Origin of the sequence: Mesorhizobium sp. WSM4887 (assembly GCF_029625865.1) — a bacterium.
In the GTDB taxonomy this organism is placed as follows: Bacteria; Pseudomonadota; Alphaproteobacteria; order Rhizobiales; family Rhizobiaceae; genus Mesorhizobium.
On sequence record NZ_JARTVP010000014.1, the window covers coordinates 64950 to 82786 of the forward strand.

16 protein-coding genes and 1 pseudogene are annotated in these 17837 nt (G+C 64.3%); 12 read left to right on the forward strand and 5 right to left on the reverse strand.

All coding sequences use genetic code 11. The features are described 5' to 3' along the window. Positions 1 to 5 precede the first annotated feature (5 nt). The 3 genes from P9230_RS29250 (at position 6) to P9230_RS29260 (ending at position 3406) form a co-directional block, all read left to right on the forward strand. Positions 6 to 926 carry a pirin family protein gene (locus P9230_RS29250; RefSeq protein ID WP_278121430.1) on the forward strand — a complete coding sequence of 307 codons (921 nt, stop codon included), beginning with the start codon at positions 6 to 8 and terminating at the stop codon, positions 924 to 926. 132 nt (positions 927 to 1058) lie between these two features. Then, positions 1059 to 2972, forward strand: a complete 1914-nt coding sequence (gene dxs, locus P9230_RS29255; RefSeq protein ID WP_127215634.1) for a 1-deoxy-D-xylulose-5-phosphate synthase — start codon at positions 1059 to 1061, stop codon at positions 2970 to 2972. 149 nt (positions 2973 to 3121) lie between these two features. After that, positions 3122 to 3406: a hypothetical protein gene (locus P9230_RS29260; protein ID WP_067327851.1), complete on the forward strand. Its 285-nt coding sequence runs from the start codon at positions 3122 to 3124 to the stop codon at positions 3404 to 3406. Here P9230_RS29260 and P9230_RS29265 read toward each other — a convergent pair. Then, a complete protein-coding gene (locus P9230_RS29265; RefSeq protein ID WP_095823806.1) occupies positions 3403 to 3804 on the reverse strand; it encodes a GFA family protein in 402 nt (133 codons plus the stop codon). The genes P9230_RS29260 and P9230_RS29265 overlap by 4 nt on opposite strands. 114 nt (positions 3805 to 3918) lie before the next feature. Between P9230_RS29265 and P9230_RS29270 the strand changes: the two genes are divergently transcribed. The 3 genes from P9230_RS29270 to P9230_RS29280 all read left to right on the forward strand — a co-directional run bounded on the left by P9230_RS29270 (position 3919) and on the right by P9230_RS29280 (position 8780). Beyond that, positions 3919 to 4692, forward strand: a complete 774-nt coding sequence (locus tag P9230_RS29270; protein WP_278121432.1) for a TlyA family RNA methyltransferase — start codon at positions 3919 to 3921, stop codon at positions 4690 to 4692. Further along, on the forward strand, positions 4689 to 5930 hold the full coding sequence (locus tag P9230_RS29275; protein ID WP_095823804.1) for a class I SAM-dependent RNA methyltransferase: 1242 nt from the start codon (positions 4689 to 4691) through the stop codon (positions 5928 to 5930). The genes P9230_RS29270 and P9230_RS29275 overlap by 4 nt, the downstream gene beginning before the upstream one ends. A 144-nt stretch (positions 5931 to 6074) precedes the next feature. Further along, entirely contained in the window at positions 6075 to 8780 is a 2706-nt protein-coding gene (locus P9230_RS29280; RefSeq protein WP_278121433.1) for a caspase domain-containing protein, read from the forward strand. Positions 8781 to 8935: 155 nt separating this feature from the next. On the opposite strand, the gene P9230_RS29285 is transcribed toward P9230_RS29280, so the two are convergent. The 4 genes and pseudogenes from P9230_RS29285 to P9230_RS29300 all read right to left on the reverse strand — a co-directional run bounded on the left by P9230_RS29285 (position 8936) and on the right by P9230_RS29300 (position 12218). Beyond that, a complete protein-coding gene (locus tag P9230_RS29285) occupies positions 8936 to 9538 on the reverse strand; it encodes a transglutaminase-like cysteine peptidase (protein WP_082954009.1) in 603 nt (200 codons plus the stop codon). Between the two features lie 247 nt (positions 9539 to 9785). After that, positions 9786 to 10061 (reverse strand): annotated as a pseudogene (locus P9230_RS29290) (AbrB family transcriptional regulator). 79 nt (positions 10062 to 10140) lie between these two features. Beyond that, the gene (gene tldD, locus P9230_RS29295) at positions 10141 to 11553 is read right to left on the reverse strand and encodes a metalloprotease TldD (RefSeq protein WP_067327853.1); all 1413 of its coding nucleotides are present in this window, start codon (positions 11551 to 11553) and stop codon (positions 10141 to 10143) included. Positions 11554 to 11684: 131 nt separating this feature from the next. Beyond that, positions 11685 to 12218, reverse strand: coding sequence for an invasion associated locus B family protein (locus P9230_RS29300; RefSeq protein WP_278121435.1), 534 nt, complete (start codon positions 12216 to 12218; stop codon positions 11685 to 11687). Between the two features lie 339 nt (positions 12219 to 12557). On the opposite strand from P9230_RS29300, the gene coxB reads away from it, so the two are divergent. From coxB to P9230_RS29330, 6 genes are all read left to right on the forward strand, one after another. Beyond that, positions 12558 to 13430: a cytochrome c oxidase subunit II gene (gene coxB, locus P9230_RS29305; RefSeq protein WP_278121436.1), complete on the forward strand. Its 873-nt coding sequence runs from the start codon at positions 12558 to 12560 to the stop codon at positions 13428 to 13430. Positions 13431 to 13468: 38 nt separating this feature from the next. After that, positions 13469 to 15118: a cytochrome c oxidase subunit I gene (gene ctaD / locus P9230_RS29310; RefSeq protein WP_066998019.1), complete on the forward strand. Its 1650-nt coding sequence runs from the start codon at positions 13469 to 13471 to the stop codon at positions 15116 to 15118. Between the two features lie 69 nt (positions 15119 to 15187). Next, positions 15188 to 16132, forward strand: a complete 945-nt coding sequence (locus P9230_RS29315) for a heme o synthase (protein ID WP_278121438.1) — start codon at positions 15188 to 15190, stop codon at positions 16130 to 16132. Continuing rightward, the gene (locus P9230_RS29320) at positions 16129 to 16311 is read left to right on the forward strand and encodes a hypothetical protein (protein ID WP_066998013.1); all 183 of its coding nucleotides are present in this window, start codon (positions 16129 to 16131) and stop codon (positions 16309 to 16311) included. The genes P9230_RS29315 and P9230_RS29320 overlap by 4 nt, the downstream gene beginning before the upstream one ends. A 7-nt stretch (positions 16312 to 16318) precedes the next feature. Continuing rightward, the gene (locus tag P9230_RS29325) at positions 16319 to 16945 is read left to right on the forward strand and encodes a cytochrome c oxidase assembly protein (protein ID WP_127246407.1); all 627 of its coding nucleotides are present in this window, start codon (positions 16319 to 16321) and stop codon (positions 16943 to 16945) included. Position 16946: 1 nt separating this feature from the next. Next, positions 16947 to 17828: a cytochrome c oxidase subunit 3 gene (locus P9230_RS29330; RefSeq protein WP_066998007.1), complete on the forward strand. Its 882-nt coding sequence runs from the start codon at positions 16947 to 16949 to the stop codon at positions 17826 to 17828. Positions 17829 to 17837 lie beyond the last annotated feature (9 nt).

Here is a 17837-nt window from a genome sequence, read left to right on the forward strand (position 1 = left end):
CGGTCATGAGCTTCTTTCCGGGCAACGATCCTGAGGCCGGCGACGCCTTCGCCTGCGACCAGATCGAGTTGATGGTCATTCCGAACGCCAAGGACATTGGCGGCTTCGAGGTTCGCCGCGCCTTGCCGACGGCGAAGCGCAGGCTGGTCGGTCCGTTCATCTTCTTCGACCGCATGGGTCCGGCCATCCTGCGCGCCGGCCATGCGATCGACGTGCGCCCGCATCCGCATATCGGGCTTTCCACCGTCACTTATCTGTTCGACGGCAAGATCAGGCATCGCGACTCGCTCGGCACCGAAATGGTGATCGCGCCGGGCGACGTGAATTTGATGACCGCCGGCCGCGGCATCGTTCATTCCGAGCGCACGCCCGAGGAATTGCGCCGCGCGCCGATGTCGATTTCCGGCCTGCAAACCTGGCTGGCGCTGCCGGACAGCAAGGAAGAAATCGCCCCGGTGTTCGCGAACACGTCGGTCGTCCAACTGCCCGAAATCGATGCCGAGGGCGTTAGCGGCCGCGTCGTCATCGGCGAATTTTCCGGGCTGCGCTCGCCCGTCGCGACCGCCTCGGAAACGCTCTATGCCGATCTGCGGCTGGCGGCGGGCGCCAGCGTCAAAATCCCCGGCGACGCCGAGGAACGCGCCATCTACACGCTGGAGGGCGAGGTTTCGATTGCCGGCGACCGTTTCCCGGCCGAGCGGCTTTTGGTGTTCAAACCGGGCGAGGAAATCGTCGTGTCGTCCGAGCGCGGCGCGCATTTCATGCTGTTCGGCGGAGCGTCGCTGGGCTCCAAGCGCTATATCTGGTGGAATTTCGTTTCGTCCTCGAAAGAACGCATCGAGCAGGCCAAGGAAGAATGGAAGACGGGCCGCTTCGATATCGTTCCTGGCGATGAGGAAGAATTCATTCCGCTGCCGGAAGGTTAGCGCAGGATGGACATTCTGCGCCAGGCGCGTCACTGACACGCATTTACATTGGCGCGCCGTCAGCCTATCTCGCGCATAGCAAAGCGCATATTTGAAGGTTAACCCAAGGTTAAGTTGACAGGCCGTCCCAGAGTGAACCCGAAGCCTGACACGCCGCTCCTCGACAAAGTCCGCATCCCCGCGGATTTGCGGACGCTTGATGAAAGCGAGCTGCCGCAGCTGGCGACCGAACTGCGCGCGGAGCTGATCGATGCGGTGTCGCACACCGGCGGCCATCTTGGCGCCGGTCTCGGCGTCGTCGAGCTTACGGTTGCGCTGCACTATGTCTTCAACACGCCGGAAGACCGGCTGATCTGGGACGTTGGCCACCAGGCCTACCCGCACAAGATTCTGACCGGCCGCCGCGACCGCATCCGCACGCTTCGCCAGGAAGGCGGTCTCTCCGGCTTCACCCGGCGCGCAGAGAGCGAATACGACCCCTTCGGCGCAGCGCATTCCTCGACTTCGATTTCGGCCGGCCTCGGCATGGCGATGGGCCGCGACCTTGCGGGCGGCCGCAACAATGTCATCGCCGTCATCGGCGACGGCGCCATGTCCGCCGGGATGGCCTACGAGGCGATGAACAACGCCGGCGCGCTCAATGCCCGCCTGATCGTCATCCTCAACGACAACGACATGTCGATCGCCCCGCCGACCGGCGCGATGAGCGCCTATCTGGCGAGGCTTGCCTCCGGCAAGACCTATCTCGGCCTGCGCGATTTCGGCAAGAAGCTGACCTCCTATCTCGGCAAGCGCGCCGACAGCGCCATCACCCGCGCGGTCGAGCATGCGCGCGGTTACGTCACCGGCGGCACGCTGTTCGAGGAGATGGGATTCTTCCACATCGGCCCGATCGATGGACACAATTTGGAGCACCTGATCCCGGTGCTGAAGAACGTCCGCGATAATGGCGACGGTCCCATTCTGATCCATGTCGTCACCCAGAAGGGCAAGGGCTACGCGCCGGCGGAGGCCGCCGCCGACAAGTATCACGGCGTCAACAAGTTCGACGTCATCACCGGCGCGCAAGCGAAAGCGCCGGCCAACGCGCCGAGCTACACCAAGGTCTTCGCCGAGAGCCTGATCCAGGAGGCGCGCGAGGACGAACGAATCGTGGCGATCACCGCCGCGATGCCGAGTGGCACCGGCCTCGACCTCTTCGGCGAGGTGTTCCCGGCCCGAACCTTCGATGTCGGCATTGCCGAGCAGCACGCGGTGACCTTCGCCGCCGGCCTCGCCACCGAAGGCTACAAGCCCTTCGCCGCCATCTATTCGACCTTCCTGCAGCGCGCCTACGATCAGGTGGTGCACGACGTGGCAATCCAGAAACTGCCGGTGCGCTTCCCGATCGACCGCGCCGGCTTCGTCGGCGCCGACGGCGCCACGCACTGCGGCGCCTTCGACACGACCTTCCTCGCCTCGCTGCCTGGCTTCGTCGTCATGGCCGCCGCCGATGAGGCGGAGCTTCGCCATATGGTGCGCACGGCAGCCGACTACGACCGCGGCCCGATTGCCTTCCGCTATCCGCGGGGCAACGGCGTCGGCGTCGACATGCCGGAGCGCGGCTCAGTGCTCGAGATCGGCAAAGGCCGCATTCTCAAGGAAGGCACCAAGGTGGCGCTGCTCTCGTTCGGCACGCGGCTGCAGGATTGCCTGCTGGCCGCCGAGGAGCTCGGCGCCGCGGGCCTTTCGACCACCGTTGCCGACGCTCGCTTCGCCAAGCCGCTGGACGAGGATCTCATCCGCCGCCTGGCGCGCTCGCATGAGGTTCTCGTGACGGTCGAGGAGGGCGCGGTCGGCGGCTTCGCCAGCCAGGTGCTGCATTTCCTTGCCCATGAAGGCCTGTTGGAAAACGGCCTCAAGGTGCGCCCGCTGGTCTTGCCGGACGAGTTCACCGATCACGCCAAGCCTGAGAAGATGTATGCCGACGCGGGCCTCGACACGACCGGCATCGTGCGGACGGTCTTCGCCGCACTCGGCCATGGAATGCAGGCGCAGCGCGCCTGAATCGAAACCTCAGCTCTCCGATTGAGTTTGCTGGCTGCGGTTGCAACTGTTTGTTTACGTTTTCATTTGGCCGTTCGGTTACCTTGTCTTTTGGCCGATTTTCAACGGGCGCCCTGCTAAAACCCTGGTCTAGGCAGGGGATAAGAACAATGAATTCGTTCCTTTGCGGCATGGCCCTGCTGAGTGCCATGGCCGCGCCGGTGGCAGCCGAAACGCGTTACGATCGCAACCTCGAAAAGGCGGTGATGGACATCGTTGCCGGCAAGATGGGCAACATCCGCGGCGGCTTCTCCTACAAGCAGGCTCCCCAACTGGTGGTGCCGCAGGAAGCCGCGCCGACGGCGCCGGCTCCTGCTGAGCCGCGCGAGCAGGCCTCCCACAATGACGGCCTGATGCCGGCGGTCGAGCGCCCGGTCTCGCGGACTATTTTCTAAAACCACATATCGCGCACGCAGCGGCCGTCGCGCGGCAGGTCGTCGAACGTTTCGAGGCCGTCGAAATGCTCGATCGGCAGGTCGGCGACCGCCTCCGGCGGGGCCAGCCTGACATTGACGGCGATGCGAGTGCGGCCGCTCGAGCCGGGAAGCAACCCGCGCCAGGCGAGCACACAGGCGCATTTCGGACAGAACAGGATTTCCAGCGCGGGCTCGGCCACCTCGACCCTCCTGTAGGAGCTCGTCGGACCTGCGATGCGGATGCGCTCGTCGACATAGTCATAGGCCCAGAGCGTGCCGTAGCGGCGGCAAAGGGTGCAGTTGCAGGCGGTGATCGATCCCGGATCGCCTTCCAGCGTCCAGTGAGCGGCGCCGCAATGGCAGGTTCCCTTCAGCATGGCTCCTCCTCGCCCGGGTGAGCGGACTATAGGCACCGGCATTCTGCCGTGCCCCGCGCCATATTCAACAGGGCTGCCATTGCCTTCGCCGCCGGCTTTCGCCAATGAAGGCCGATGAGTTCCTCTTTGCCCGCCAGCGCGCGTCCGCGTCTCGACGAACTGCTCGTCGCACGTGGCCTGTTCGCCAGCCGTTCCCGCGCCCGCGACGCGATCGAACGCGGCACCGTCACTGTCGACGGCGCAGTCGCCCGCAAGCCGGGCCAGCCCGTCGCGCCACACTGTGTCGTTGCCGTCGACGATCCGGCGCAGGCCTATGTGTCGCGCGCGGCGCTGAAGCTGATTGCCGGCCTCGACCATTTCGGCCTCGATCCCTCTGGGCATGAGGCGCTCGATATCGGCGCCTCGACCGGCGGCTTCACCCAGGTGCTGCTCGAGCGTGGTGCTACCCATGTCACGGCGATCGATGTCGGTCACGGCCAGATGCACCCGGAAATTGCCACCGATCGGCGGGTCACGGTCATTGAAGGGCTGAATGCGCGGGACCTGACCGCCGCCGATCTTGGCGACCGCGATCCGGATTTCCTGGTCTGTGATGTCAGCTTCATCTCGCTGAAGCTGGCGCTGCCGCCGGCGCTGGCCTTGGCGGGCGAGGGCGCCAGGGCGCTGCTTCTCGTCAAGCCGCAATTCGAGGCGGGTCGCGAGGCGATCGGCAAGGGCGGACTGCTCAAGGACCCGAGCGAGGCCGAGCGCATCGCCGCCGGTTTGCGCGACTGGCTTGCCGGCATGCCGGGCTGGCGCGTGCTCGGGCTGCATCCATCGCCGATCGAGGGCGGCGACGGCAACCGCGAGTTCCTGCTCGCCGCGATCAAGGACGCGGCATCGCCATGAGCGCGCGCTTCACCATCACAAGGCTCGGTTCGCAGGGCGACGGCATCGCCGGTGCCGATGGCGGCGAGGTCTTCATCCCGTTCACGCTGCCTGGCGAGACGGTCACCGCCGCGCGCCGGAAGGACCGCGCGACGCTGATGTCGGTTGTTGAGGCTTCACCGCTTAGGGTTGATCCGCCCTGCCGACACTTCACCGAATGCGGCGGCTGCGCGTTGCAGCATTTCGAGGCCGACGGCTACCGGCAGTGGAAACGCGAACGGGTGGTGCAGGCGCTCAAGATCAAGGGCATCGCTGGTCAGATCGACGCGCTGGTGCCTTGCGCGCCGCACACGCGCCGGCGCGTCGTCTTCAGCGCTCGGCGCACCGATGCCGGCATGCTGCTCGGCTTCGTGCGCGCGCTCTCCTCCGAGATCATTCCTATCGAGGAATGCCCGATCTCGTTGCCGGCAATCGTTGATGCGCTCGATCCTTTGCGAAGGCTGGCAGGACTGGTCTGCGCGACGCCGAAAGCCTTCCACATGACCGTCACCGCCACGGCGTCCGGCCTCGATGTCGCCGTCCATGACGCGGGCAAGCTCGGCGAAAACCAGCGCCGCATCGCTTCCAATTTCGTGATGGCCGCGGGCTTGGCGAGGCTTTCGATCGACGGCGAGGTGATCGTCGAGCCGAAGAAGCCGGTGGTGCAGTTCGGCTCGGTCGCCGTCGCCCTGCCGCCCGGCGCCTTCCTGCAGGCGACGGAGGCCGCCGAGCAGACGATGGCCGGTCTCGTCTGCCAGCACCTGTCGCGTGCCAAGAAGGTCGCCGACCTGTTCGCCGGCTGCGGCAGCTTCGCGCTCCGGCTGGCGGCGAAGTCGGAGGTCCACGCCGTGGAGGGAGACGCCCCGGCGCTTGCCGCGCTCGACCGTGCCTCCCGCTTCGCCAGCGGCTTGAAGCGCGTGACCAGCGAGCGTCGCGACCTCTTCCGCAGGCCGCTGACCTTCAAGGAGCTGAGCGGCTTCGACGGCCTCGTCTTCGATCCACCGCGCGCCGGCGCGGAGGATCAGTCCAAGCAGATCGCCCGCTCAGACGTGCCGCTGGTCGCGGCCGTCTCCTGCAATCCGACGACGCTGGCGCGGGATCTGCGCATCCTCATCGACGGCGGCTATCAACTGAAGAGCGTGACGCCGATCGACCAGTTCCTGTGGTCGCCGCATGTCGAGGCCGTCGCGCTGCTGGAGAAGCCGAAGCGGCGCCGGTAGTCCGCGAGAGCCGGTTCGCAAGAAACTTGAAGGCTCTCTTTTCCGAAATTTGCGCCCTAAAGCCGCCTTCTTGGAGGTCTTAGTTTTGCGCTGTTAGGGAAACATTCCTGCTCTTTCGGCGTTACTGAAATAAGCGGATGGCGGATGGCGGATAACGGACAGCGCATTGCCATGCAGACGCTTCTAAAATTCCTCAGCCTCATCGTTCTCATCGCTTTTGGCGCCGCGTCCGCGACCGGTGCGCTCGCGCAAGAGCAAAAACGTCTCGCCTTCGTCATCGGCAACGGCGCCTATCAGTCCGGCGAGCTCGCGACTGCCGCCAATGACGCCGGCCTGATCGCGCAGACCCTGCAGGCGGCAGGGTTCGACGTCGTCGGCGCGCGCGATGTCGATCAGGACTCGCTGCGCGGCGCGCTGCGCGATTTTCTCGGCAAGGTTTCCGCCGCCGGTCCCGACGCGGTCGTCTTCGTCTATCTTGCCGGCCACGGCGTGCAGTTCGAGGGGGAGAACTACTTTCTTCCGGTCGATGCCCAGATCGCCAGTCCAGCCGACGTGCCGCTTCAGGCAATGCGGCTCTCCGATGTCACCCGGTCGTTGGCCGGATTGCCGACGAAGGTAAACATCGTCGTGCTCGACGCGGCGCGGCCTGATGCCTTGCCCAAGATGAGCCAGCCCCTGGCCGGTGGTCTCGCGCTGGTCGATCCCGACCCGAACATGCTGATTGCGTTCAACGCGGCTCCGGGAACGGTCGCGCCGGAAGGCAAGGGCCCTTACGGCGCCTATGCCCAGGCGCTCGCCGAAATGATACGCGAGGGCGGGTTGTCGCTTGACGAGGTGTTCGACCGCACGCGGCTGCGCGTCAACGAGATGACGCAAGGCGCGGAAGTTCCGTGGCATGCCTCGAAGATCACCGCGCCTTTCGTCTTCTTCGACCGTGCCGCGGACGCGCCCGCGCCCAAGGTTTCGGAGGCCGAATCCCGCTCCAATCGGACCAGGGCGATCCGGGATTTCGACGCTCGTGACGCTTATGTCGCGGCTCTCGACCGCGACACGATGCGCGGCTACGAGGATTTCCTCGTCGCCTATCCACACGATCCGATGGCTAAGCGCGTGCGCGCCATTGTCGCTGCGCGGCGCGAGGCGATCTCCTGGCGCGAGACCTGGCTGGAGGACACGCCGGAAGCCTACTGGTCTTATCTGCGGCGCTATCCGCGTGGTCCGCATGCCTGGGACGCACGACGGCGGCTCGAACATTTCGACGCTGCCCTGGAGCCGCCGGAGGAGTTCACCGTCTATGAGTATGATTTGCCGCCGCCGCCGGAGGAGGAATTCATCTATATCGACCGTCCGGTGCTCTATTTCGACGATCCCGATTTCGACTTCGAACCGCCGCCGCCGATCACGGTGGTCTTCCTGCCGCCGCCGCCGCCGGATTTCATCGTGCTTCCGCCACCTCCGCCGCCGATCGAAGTGTTCGTCCTGCCGACGCCGGTATTCGTGCCGATCCCCGTATTCATCAACCCGCCGCGCCACGTCGTGCCGCCGCCGAACGCCATCATCTTCAAAAACATCCACAACACGACGGTCATCAACACCATCAACACGACGATCAAAAACGAGACCATCGATCGGGCCGCGCAGCCGAGCGCCCGTGTTCAGCTTGACCGCCGTACAGCCCGGAAAACGATGGAAGGCGCCGTTGGTGGCCGCGCCGATGCGCTGGCGGCCAAGGTTCCCCTGCCGCCGCTTCTGCAGAAGAGGGCGGCCAAGTTCCGTCAGGCCACATCCAATCAGCAGCAACAGGGCGCCCTGCCGCCGAAGCCTGGTCAGCGTGTTATCCAGCGCCAGCAGCCTGACACCTCGCCGGAGACCTCGTCCAGAACCGGCAAGCTCTCAACCGATCACGCTTTGCCTGGAGCCGATGGCAAGAGGCTGCCGCTGGTCAACGGCAAGCCGGCGCCCGACGGCCAGAACTTGCGCGGCAACAAATTGAAGAGGCAACCCGGCAGGCAAGGCGTCTCGGGCGGCAACCAAGAGGCGATCGGAAATGCCGGTCCTGACCGGACCGGGAAGCAGGACACAGATCGGAAGAGGGGCAAAAAGCTCCGCAACCTGCCCGCCGTCAACGGCATGCCGGCCGACAACGGGCAGAGCGCGCGGGAGAAGTTCAGGCAGAACAGTCCCAAGGCTTTATCCGAACGGAGCGGTGGCAAGCCGAGGAAGCTGACGCGCAAGGATTTGTCCGCAGGCCAGTCCGTGGTCGAACCGAACGAACAAGGTTCGGCCGCCGCGAGCGACAAGGGCAGGAAGGTCCGCAAGCTGCCTACCGTCAACCGGATGCCGGCCGAGAACCGGCCGAGCGTGCGCGAGCGGCTCAGAAAGAACACCCCCGAAATGTTCTCCGATGACAACCAGGGCTCGGCCAAGAGCAAGAAGTTCCGCAGACTGCCGAGCGTTAGTGGTGGGCCAACCGACAATGGACCGGCCGTGCAGAAGCGGCTCAGGAGGAACAGTCCGACCCTGTTCTCCGACGAGAATCAGGGCTCGGCCAGCGGGAACGACAGGCGCAGGACGTTGCGCCGGCTGCAGAACGAAGAAGGTTCCGCCGGCCGGGATGTCGCCGTCCAGCGGAACTTCAAAGTCAACAGGCCGAACGACAATGCGCAGCGCCAGTTCAGGCAGGAAAGGCCTAACGAGCAGGTGCTGCGGCGGCAGAGATCGGAGCCTCGCCCGGAATTCCGTTCGCAGCCGAGGCCGCAGATGCAAGAGCGGAGTGTCCCCCGGGAGAAGCCGCAGCCCAAGAAGAAGCTCTCTTGCGGACAGCAGGGCGAGCCGGCCTGCAACCAATAGGTTGGCGCGGTCGAGCCTGCGCCTTACCTTTGCGAGCCGATTTTTCGGCCATGAACGTGCAAGGCAGGGGGCGCCGGTCTGTAGGGCGTATCAACCGTCAAAGCGGGATGCCTCGGCTGTCCAGGCCGTCCGGTCTGCGAGCCTGGCGGCATCCGTCAGGTTTTCGGCGTGCCGCCGCGCTGATTGATCGATACCCAAATATTCGGGTTTTGCTGCGACTGGCGCTTCAGGAAATAATAGCCGGTCGCGTTCCAGGGCCGGACTTCGTCGACCAGATTGTCGAGCACGAGATCGCCCTTGTCGGTCTTCACGGTCAGGATGGTGTGGCCTTCGTTGTTCAGGTCGCGCACCACCGTCATCAGCAGCGCCTGGCGGGGAAATCCCGCTTCCATGAGAAGCTTGCGCTTGTAGAGCGCGTAGATCTTGCAGTCGCCCTTGCCGTCCACCGGATAGTCCCAGTGGTCCATCATCGTGCCCCAGTGATCATAGTTGCTGACGGGCTTGATGGCGCGGTTCGCTTTCTGGTTTATGCGCTTGAGGGTTCGCATGTTCTGCGCGGTCAGCTTGACGTTCGCCGGCTGCAGGGCAGGCACTTTGCACTCTTTCGGCCGGCGGTGGCAGAAATCGATCCAGCCATAAGGGACGCTGGTACGTCCTCCCACTGTGGCGGAGCGCAGGTCGACCGGACTCGATGGCCGTTTGAACAATGTCGACTGCGCCGCCGCCGTGTCGACGCAAAGCGACGTCACACCGATCACTGAGCAAAGGCCAAGGAGGAATGAAGAGGTCAGGACGCCAGGGGAACGCAGCACTGCCAACACCACCGCAACGAGAAGACTGCTGATAGTTAAGTCGGAAGCGTCGGCCAAGGCAATTGAACAATTAATAATCTGCTAACACGATTGTGTTCGCGCTCCGGCGGGTAGCTAGGTGTGAGCTTTCCGGCCGGATCGAAGTGAGCGTTCAGGATGGTCGTTCGTCAGGTGTCTGACGACAAGGTTGGTATCAATTGCGAGCATGGCGCCGCCGCGCTTCGGCAAGGACACTCGCGTTCATCTCTTCAAGCGTCTTCGGCTGCCGCGGTGCGGCAGCAGGCCAAACACGCCTTCCGGTCGCGTCGGGGTGAAGGCCGGCGCTGGCTTCAGAAGAACACCGCCTGGTGTGTTCTTCGACCTGCAGACGCGTGCCCGCACCCCAGTCTCTCCGTTTTCCGATGGCGCTGGGGAGGATCATTTGTCCCTTGGTCGAGACGGTGGTTATGAGTCTTTCGGCACCAGCCATCGCAAGCTTACCCCATGTAAGACACAGGTAAGATACTCAAGCGGCGGAGTGCTATTCAAGCCTGCCGGATTGAGCGCGCTCAAACCCTGGTGCCGCCCACCGTCATCTGGTTCATCCTCAGATGCGGCTGGCCGACCCCGACCGGCACGCCCTGTCCGGCCTTGCCGCACATGCCGATGCCGTTGTCGAGTTTCATGTCGTTGCCGACCATGGTGACGCGGTGCATGGCGTCGGGCCCGTTGCCGATCAGCATTGCGCCCTTGATCGGCTGCGTCACCTTGCCGTCCTCGATCATGTAGGCCTCGGTGCAGCCGAACACGAACTTGCCTGAGGTGATGTCGACCTGGCCGCCGCCGAAGGAGACGGCATAGATGCCGTTCTTGACCGAGGCGATGATCTCTTCCGGCGCGGTATCGCCCGAGGTCATGTAGGTGTTGGTCATGCGCGGCATCGGCTGGTGGGCATAGCCTTCGCGCCGGCCGTTGCCGGTCGCCTTCATGCCCATCAGCCGCGCATTCTGGCGGTCCTGCATGTAGCCGACCAGCTTGCCGTCCTCGATCAGCACATTGCGCGCCGAAGGCGTGCCTTCATCGTCCACGGTAAGCGAGCCGCGCCGCTCGGCGATCGTGCCGTCGTCGACGACGGTGACGCCCTTTGCCGCTACTTGGCTGCCCATCAGGCCGGCGAAGGCGGATGTTTTCTTGCGGTTGAAGTCGCCCTCGAGGCCATGGCCGACAGCCTCGTGCAGCATCACGCCCGGCCAGCCGCTGGAAAGCACGATGTCGAATGTGCCTGCCGGCGCCGGAACGGCCTCGAGATTGACCAGCGCCTGTCGCAGCGCCTCGCGCGCGGCGTGCTTCCAACTCTCCTCGGTGAGGAACTCGCCAAAGCTCTTGCGGCCGCCCATTCCGTAGGAGCCGCTCTCCTGGCGGTCGCCATCGCCGACCACCACCGAGACGTTCATCCTGACCAGCGGGCGGATATCGCGCACCACCTGGCCGTCGCCGCGCACGATCTCGACATGCTGCCAGGAGGCGGCGAGCGAGGCCGTCACCTGGCGCACGCGCGGATCGGCGGCGCGCAGCCAGGCGTCGATCTCCTGCAACAGCTTCGCCTTGGCCTCGAAACTGGGCGAGGGGATGGGATTCTCGTCGCCGTAAAGGTGGCGATTGGTGCGCGCGGGCGCTGCGGCAAGCGTTCCGGAATAGCCGCCCTTGACCGCGGAGACGGCATCGGCGGCGCGCAGCAGCGAGGCTTCCGACAGGTCGCTCGAATGGGCATAGCCGCTCGCCTCGCCGGCGACGGCGCGCAGCCCGAAACCCTGGTCGGTGTTGAAATTCGCCGTCTTCAGCCGGCCGTTGTCGAACATCAGCGCTTCGTTCTCGCTGTATTCGAGGAACAACTCGCCGTCGTCGGCGCCCTTGATGGTATCGGCGACGATCTCTTTGACGCGGTCGTCGGAAATGTCGAATTGGCCGATCAGGCTGTTCATGGCAGGGCTGTCCGCTGGCGGTTTCGCATTCCCCCGATGTAGGGGCGAAGTGAGGTCAAGACAATCGCCGGCCTTCACACGCGATCGTCATCGCCCCGAGCCGACTGGCGGCCGCGTTGCCGCCGCTGGACTTAGGGCAGAGCCGAGAAGCCTTCGGCGAATCCCTTCAGATCGACCGGAATGCCGATGCCTTCCTCCGGCGTCTGGAACACGATGAAGGTGGCCGACGTGCCGTTCTTCAGCGTGTCGAGCAGTGGCTTCTCGAGGATCACTTCCGCGTAGCAGCCGTCCTGGAAGCAGCGCACGAAATAGGCGCGGCCGATGTCCTTGCCGTCGACATTGAGGCCGAGCCCGTTGGGCAGGAGCACGCCGAGCGGTGCCAGCACCCGCAGGATCTCCGCCTTGTTGTCGGCGGTGCGCAGCACCACGACGGAAAGCCCCATCTCCGGACGGTCCTCGGCGACGACGTTCTGCATCATCACGCATTGCTCGGAGGTTGCGCCGGCCGGCCTGTCGCAGATGATCGACCACGCGCCATGCGTCGACTTGACCGTGCCGCTGGGCGGCGCCGCGGTCTGCGGTGGCGCGGCGTTCGCCACGCTGGCGCTAAGCGAGGCGGCAAGGAAGATAACCTTCGCCAGGGGTCTCGAAAGCCAGGAAGTCATAACGGCTCCATTGCGAATCACGGCACTTTAAGCTGCGCCAAGGCCAAGTAAAGGACGAGACCGTCGCCAGCCCGCCCAGATACCGGCAATTACGGGCTTTTCCAGAGCAAATTCGCCCGAATTGCGACCACCCGGCGCGGGGGCGGCGATGGTCGGGGATGCCCTTCGGGCTGCGCGCAAAAATGCCGCACGGTTTCGCCCGCTCCTTCCTTGCGGAGGGAAATAGAGTATGGTTTGAACCACCTTAGGGACAGACCGGGATTCCCCATCCCGGCGTCGTTCGTTATTGGTGCGATCCGATTGCAGGAAGTGGGAGACGAGAGGGCGATGAGAAAATTCATGGCAAGCGCCAGACTTCTGGCAGGTGCTGCGGCCGCGGGCACGCTCCTCTCCAGCGCATCCGCCTATGCGGATCAGCCGCGGCCATGGGAAATCGCCTTCCAGGCGCCTGCGACCGACATGATGCGGCAGATCGAATGGTTCGGAAACTACACCTTCGTATTCATCGTGGTCATCACCCTGCTGGTGCTGGTCCTGCTCGCCTATGTCATCCTGCGGTTCCGCGCGAGCGCCAACCCGGTTCCTTCCCGGACCAGCCACAACACGCTGATCGAGGTGATCTGGACCGTCGGCCCGGTCATCGTGCTGCTGCTCATCGCCATCCCCTCGTTCCAACTGCTCACCGCGCAGTATACCCCGCCGGAAGAAGCCAAGCTGACCGTCAAGGCGACCGGCAACCAATGGAATTGGGACTACGAATACCAGGTCGACAAGAGCTTCTCCTTCAACTCGGCGATCCTTCAGGACGGTGACCGCGCCAAGGCCGGCAAGGAAGACCGCAACCTCTATCCGCGCCTGCTCGCCGTCGACAATGAGCTGGTGGTGCCGGTCAACACCATGACTCGCGTGCTGATCACCGCCACCGACGTCATCCACTCCTTCGCCGTGCCGTCCTTTGGCATCAAGATGGATGCCGTGCCCGGCCGCACCAACGAGACCTGGTTCAAGGCGGAGAAGGAAGGCCTCTATTACGGCCAGTGCTCGCAGCTCTGCGGCAAGGATCACGCCTTTATGCCGATCGCGGTTCGCGTCGTCTCCGACGCGCAGTTCAAGACCTGGCTGGAGACGGCCAAGACCGACGTGCCCACCGCCAACAAGGCGCTGATGGCCGAGATCGATGGTACCAACAAGGTAGCGGCCGCCGGCAACTGACGCCGCGGGTTAGCAAGAATTAGGGAACGGAGCGGAATATGGCAGAGGCTGCAGCTCACGACCACCACGACCACAGGCCGCATGGCTGGGTCCGCTGGGTCTACTCGACCAACCACAAGGACATCGGCACGCTCTACCTGATCTTCGCGATCATGGCCGGGATTATCGGCGGCGCGCTTTCGGTCGCCATCCGCATGGAGCTGCAGGAGCCGGGCATCCAGATCTTCAGCGGTCTGGCGCAGATGGTCTACGGCATGCAGGGTGATGCCGCCATCGATGGCGGCAAGAGCATGTACAATGCCTTCGGCGCCGCGCACGGCCTGATCATGATCTTCTTCATGGTGATGCCGGCGCTCATCGGCGGCTTCGCCAACTGGATGGTGCCGATCATGATCGGCGCGCCGGACATGGCCTTCCCGCGCATGAACAACATCTCCTTCTGGCTGCTGCCGCCGGCCTTCCTCCTGCTGCTCGGCTCGATGTTCGTACCGAGCGCGCCCGGCGCCTTCGGCGTCGGCGGCGGCTGGACGATCTATCCGCCGCTCTCGACATCCGGCCAGCCGGGCCCCGCAATGGACCTTGCGATTCTGTCGCTCCACATCGCCGGCGCCTCGTCGATTCTCGGTGCGATCAATTTCATCACCACCATCTTCAACATGCGCGCGCCTGGCATGACCATGCACAAGATGCCGCTGTTCGCCTGGGCGGTGCTGATCACGGCCTTCCTGCTGCTCTTGTCGCTGCCGGTTCTGGCGGGCGCCATCACCATGCTGCTCACCGATCGCAACTTCGGCACCGCCTTCTTCGTGCCGGACCAGGGCGGCGACCCGCTGCTCTTCCAGCACCTGTTCTGGTTCTTTGGCCATCCCGAGGTGTACATCCTGATCCTGCCGGGCTTCGGCATCGTTAGCCACATCGTCTCGACCTTCTCGAAGAAGCCGGTCTTCGGCTATCTCGGCATGGCCTACGCCATGGTCGCGATCGGCGCCGTCGGCTTCATCGTCTGGGCGCACCACATGTACACGACCGGCCTGTCGCTCGACACGCAGCGCTATTTCGTGTTCGCCACCATGGTCATCGCGGTTCCGACGGGCGTGAAGATCTTCTCCTGGATCGCCACGATGTGGGGCGGCTCGATCTCCTTCAAGCCGCCGATGCTGTGGGCGCTGGGCTTCATCTTCCTGTTCACGATCGGTGGCGTCACCGGCGTTCAGCTGGCAAATGCCGGCCTCGACCGCTCGCTGCACGACACCTATTTCGTGATCGCCCACTTCCACTACGTGCTGTCGCTGGGCGCCGTGTTCGCCATCTTCGCCGGCTGGTACTACTGGTTCCCGAAGATGACCGGCTACATGTACTCGCCGGTGATCGCCAACACCCACTTCTGGGTCACCTTCGTCGGCGTCAACCTGATCTTCTTCCCGCAGCACTTCCTCGGCCTTGCCGGGATGCCGCGCCGCACTGTCGACTATCCGGATGCGTTTGCCGGCTGGAACATGATCTCGTCCTACGGCTCCTACATCGCCGCCGTCGGCGTTGCGATCTTCCTCTATGGCGTGTTCGAGGCCTTCCAGAAGAAGCGCGTCGCGGGCGCCAATCCGTGGGGCGAGGGTGCCACCACGCTCGAATGGCAGCTGCCGTCGCCGCCGCCGTTCCACCAGTGGGAACAGCTGCCGAAGATCAAGTAAGGCCGCAGATACAGGACCGCCTGCTCGCCCGGCGGTCTTGGCCAACGGAATGATGGACTTTAAGTACGCATGGCCCTTGCCGACCACAAATTGATGGAGGAAGTTGGCTTTCGCATGTCGGAAGCCACCGCGGGCGATTTCTTCGCCCTCCTCAAGCCGCGCGTGATGTCGCTGGTCGTCTTCACGGCCTTTGTCGGCATGGTCGCGGCGCCGGTCGCCATCAATCCGCTGCTGGCGGTGATCGCGATCCTGGCGATTGCCATCGGCGCCGGCGCCTCGGGCGCGCTCAACATGTGGTACGACGCCGATATCGACGCGGTGATGACCAGGACAGCGAGCCGTCCGGTGCCGGCCGGGCGCGTCACGCCGGGTGAGGCGCTGAGCTTCGGCCTCGTGCTCTCCGCGCTGTCGGTGATGACGCTGGGCGTGCTCATCAACTGGCTGTCGGCGGCGCTTCTTGCCTTCACCATCTTCTTCTACGCCGTCATCTACACGATGTGGCTAAAGCGCTGGACGCCGCAGAACATCGTCATCGGCGGCGCCGCCGGCGCCATCCCGCCGGTGATCGGCTGGGCGGCGGTGACCGGATCGGTCAGCCTCGAAAGCCTGGTTCTTTTCCTGATCATCTTCCTTTGGACTCCGCCGCATTTCTGGGCGCTGGCGCTGTTCAAGTCGGACGACTACGCCCGCGCCGGCATTCCGATGATGCCGAACGTCGCCGGACACGCCTCGACCCGCCGCCAGATCTTTGCCTACGCGCTGATCCTGGCGCCGGTCGGCGTCTTGCCATGGCTGCTCGGCTACACCACCGCCGCCTATGGAGCGGTTTCCGTTCTGCTCGGCCTGGGCTTCGTCTGGTATGCCTGGAAGGTGCTGGGCATGAGCGATGCCGACCGCGCGATGAAGGCGGCCAAGGCGCTGTTCGGCTTTTCGCTGCTCTATCTCTTCGCAATCTTTGCCGCCTATCTCGTCGACAGCGTGGTCGGGCGTGCCCTCGTCATGGGGGGAGCATGATCGTGGCCGACAAGAACCTCGAACTGGTCACCTTGACCGAACGCCAGCGGAAGGCGCGGCGCAGCCGCTCCGTTGCCATCGGCGTCGCGCTGGCCGCGCTCGTCATCATCTTCTACATCGCCACCATCGTGCGCTTCGGCCACCATGCCTCCGGCCTGATACCGACGAATTTGATGTGAGGCGGCGATGAGCGGCGAGACCGGACCCATCGGGAAGAACAGCAACCGCATCGTCGTGGCGGTCTGCCTTGCCTTCTTCACCGGCATGGTCGGCATGGCCTATGCGGCGGTCCCGCTCTACAAGATGTTCTGCCAGGTCACCGGCTATGGCGGCACGACGCAGCGCGTCGAGAAGCAATATGCCGGTCGCGTGCTCGACCGCGACATCACCATCCGCTTCGACGCCAACACCAACGGCATTCCGTGGCAGTTCGAGCCCGTCGCGCGCTCGGTGACGATCAAGATCGGCGAGACCACGCAGGCGCATTACAGCGCCACCAACAAGTTCGATCGCCCCATCACCGGGCGCGCCTCCTTCAACGTGCAGCCGGAAATGGCCGGCGCCTATTTCAACAAGGTGGAGTGCTTCTGCTTCACCGACACGACGCTCAAGCCCGGTGAGACGCTGGACATGCCGGTCGTGTTCTATGTCGATCCAGACATCGTCAACGTGCCGGAACTGAAGGACTTGAAGACCATCACCCTGTCCTACACCATGTTCCCGGTCGAAAAGAAGCAGCCAGTCGCGTCGTCCGCGCCGGCCGCTGGCAGCAGCAACAAAGTTCCAGATTCCGAAGCAAGCCTCGGGGGTTGATATGGCAGACGCGCACGCAAAACCGAACCACGACTACCATCTCGTCAATCCCAGCCCTTGGCCTTTCCTGGGCTCGATCGGCGCATTGGTCACGGCCGTCGGCGGCGTTTGCCTGATGCAGTATCTGAAGGCCGGCAGCTTCCCAATATTCGGCCACAACATCGCCAATCCGTGGCTGTTTTTCATCGGCCTGATCATCGTGCTCTACACGATGTTCGCCTGGTGGTCGGACACCATCAAGGAAGCGCATGAGGGCCACCACACGCGCGTCGTTTCGCTGCACCTGCGCTACGGCATGATCATGTTCATCGCCTCCGAGGTGATGTTCTTCGTCGCCTGGTTCTGGGCCTTCTTCGACGCCAGCCTATTCCCGGGCGAGGCCGCGCAATATGCCCGCACCACTTTCACGGGCGGCGTTTGGCCGCCAAAAGGTCTGGAGGTTCTCGATCCCTTCCACCTGCCGCTCTACAACACCATCATCCTGCTTCTGTCGGGCACGACGGTGACCTGGGCGCACCACTCGCTGCTGCACGGCGACCGCAAGGGCCTGATCAACGGCCTGATCCTAACCGTCGGCCTCGGCATGCTGTTCACCATGGTGCAGGCCTACGAGTACATGCACGCTCCGTTCGGCTTCAAGGACTCGATCTACGGCGCCACCTTCTTCATGGCGACTGGCTTCCACGGCTTCCACGTCATCATCGGCACCATCTTCCTGCTCGTCTGCCTGATCCGGGCGATGCGGGGCGATTTCACCCCGAAGCAGCATTTCGGCTTCGAGGCGGCCGCCTGGTACTGGCATTTCGTCGACGTGGTCTGGCTGTTCCTGTTCACCGCGATCTATGTCTGGGCCTCGAGCGGCGCGGTAATCGAAGCCCACTGAGACCCTTTG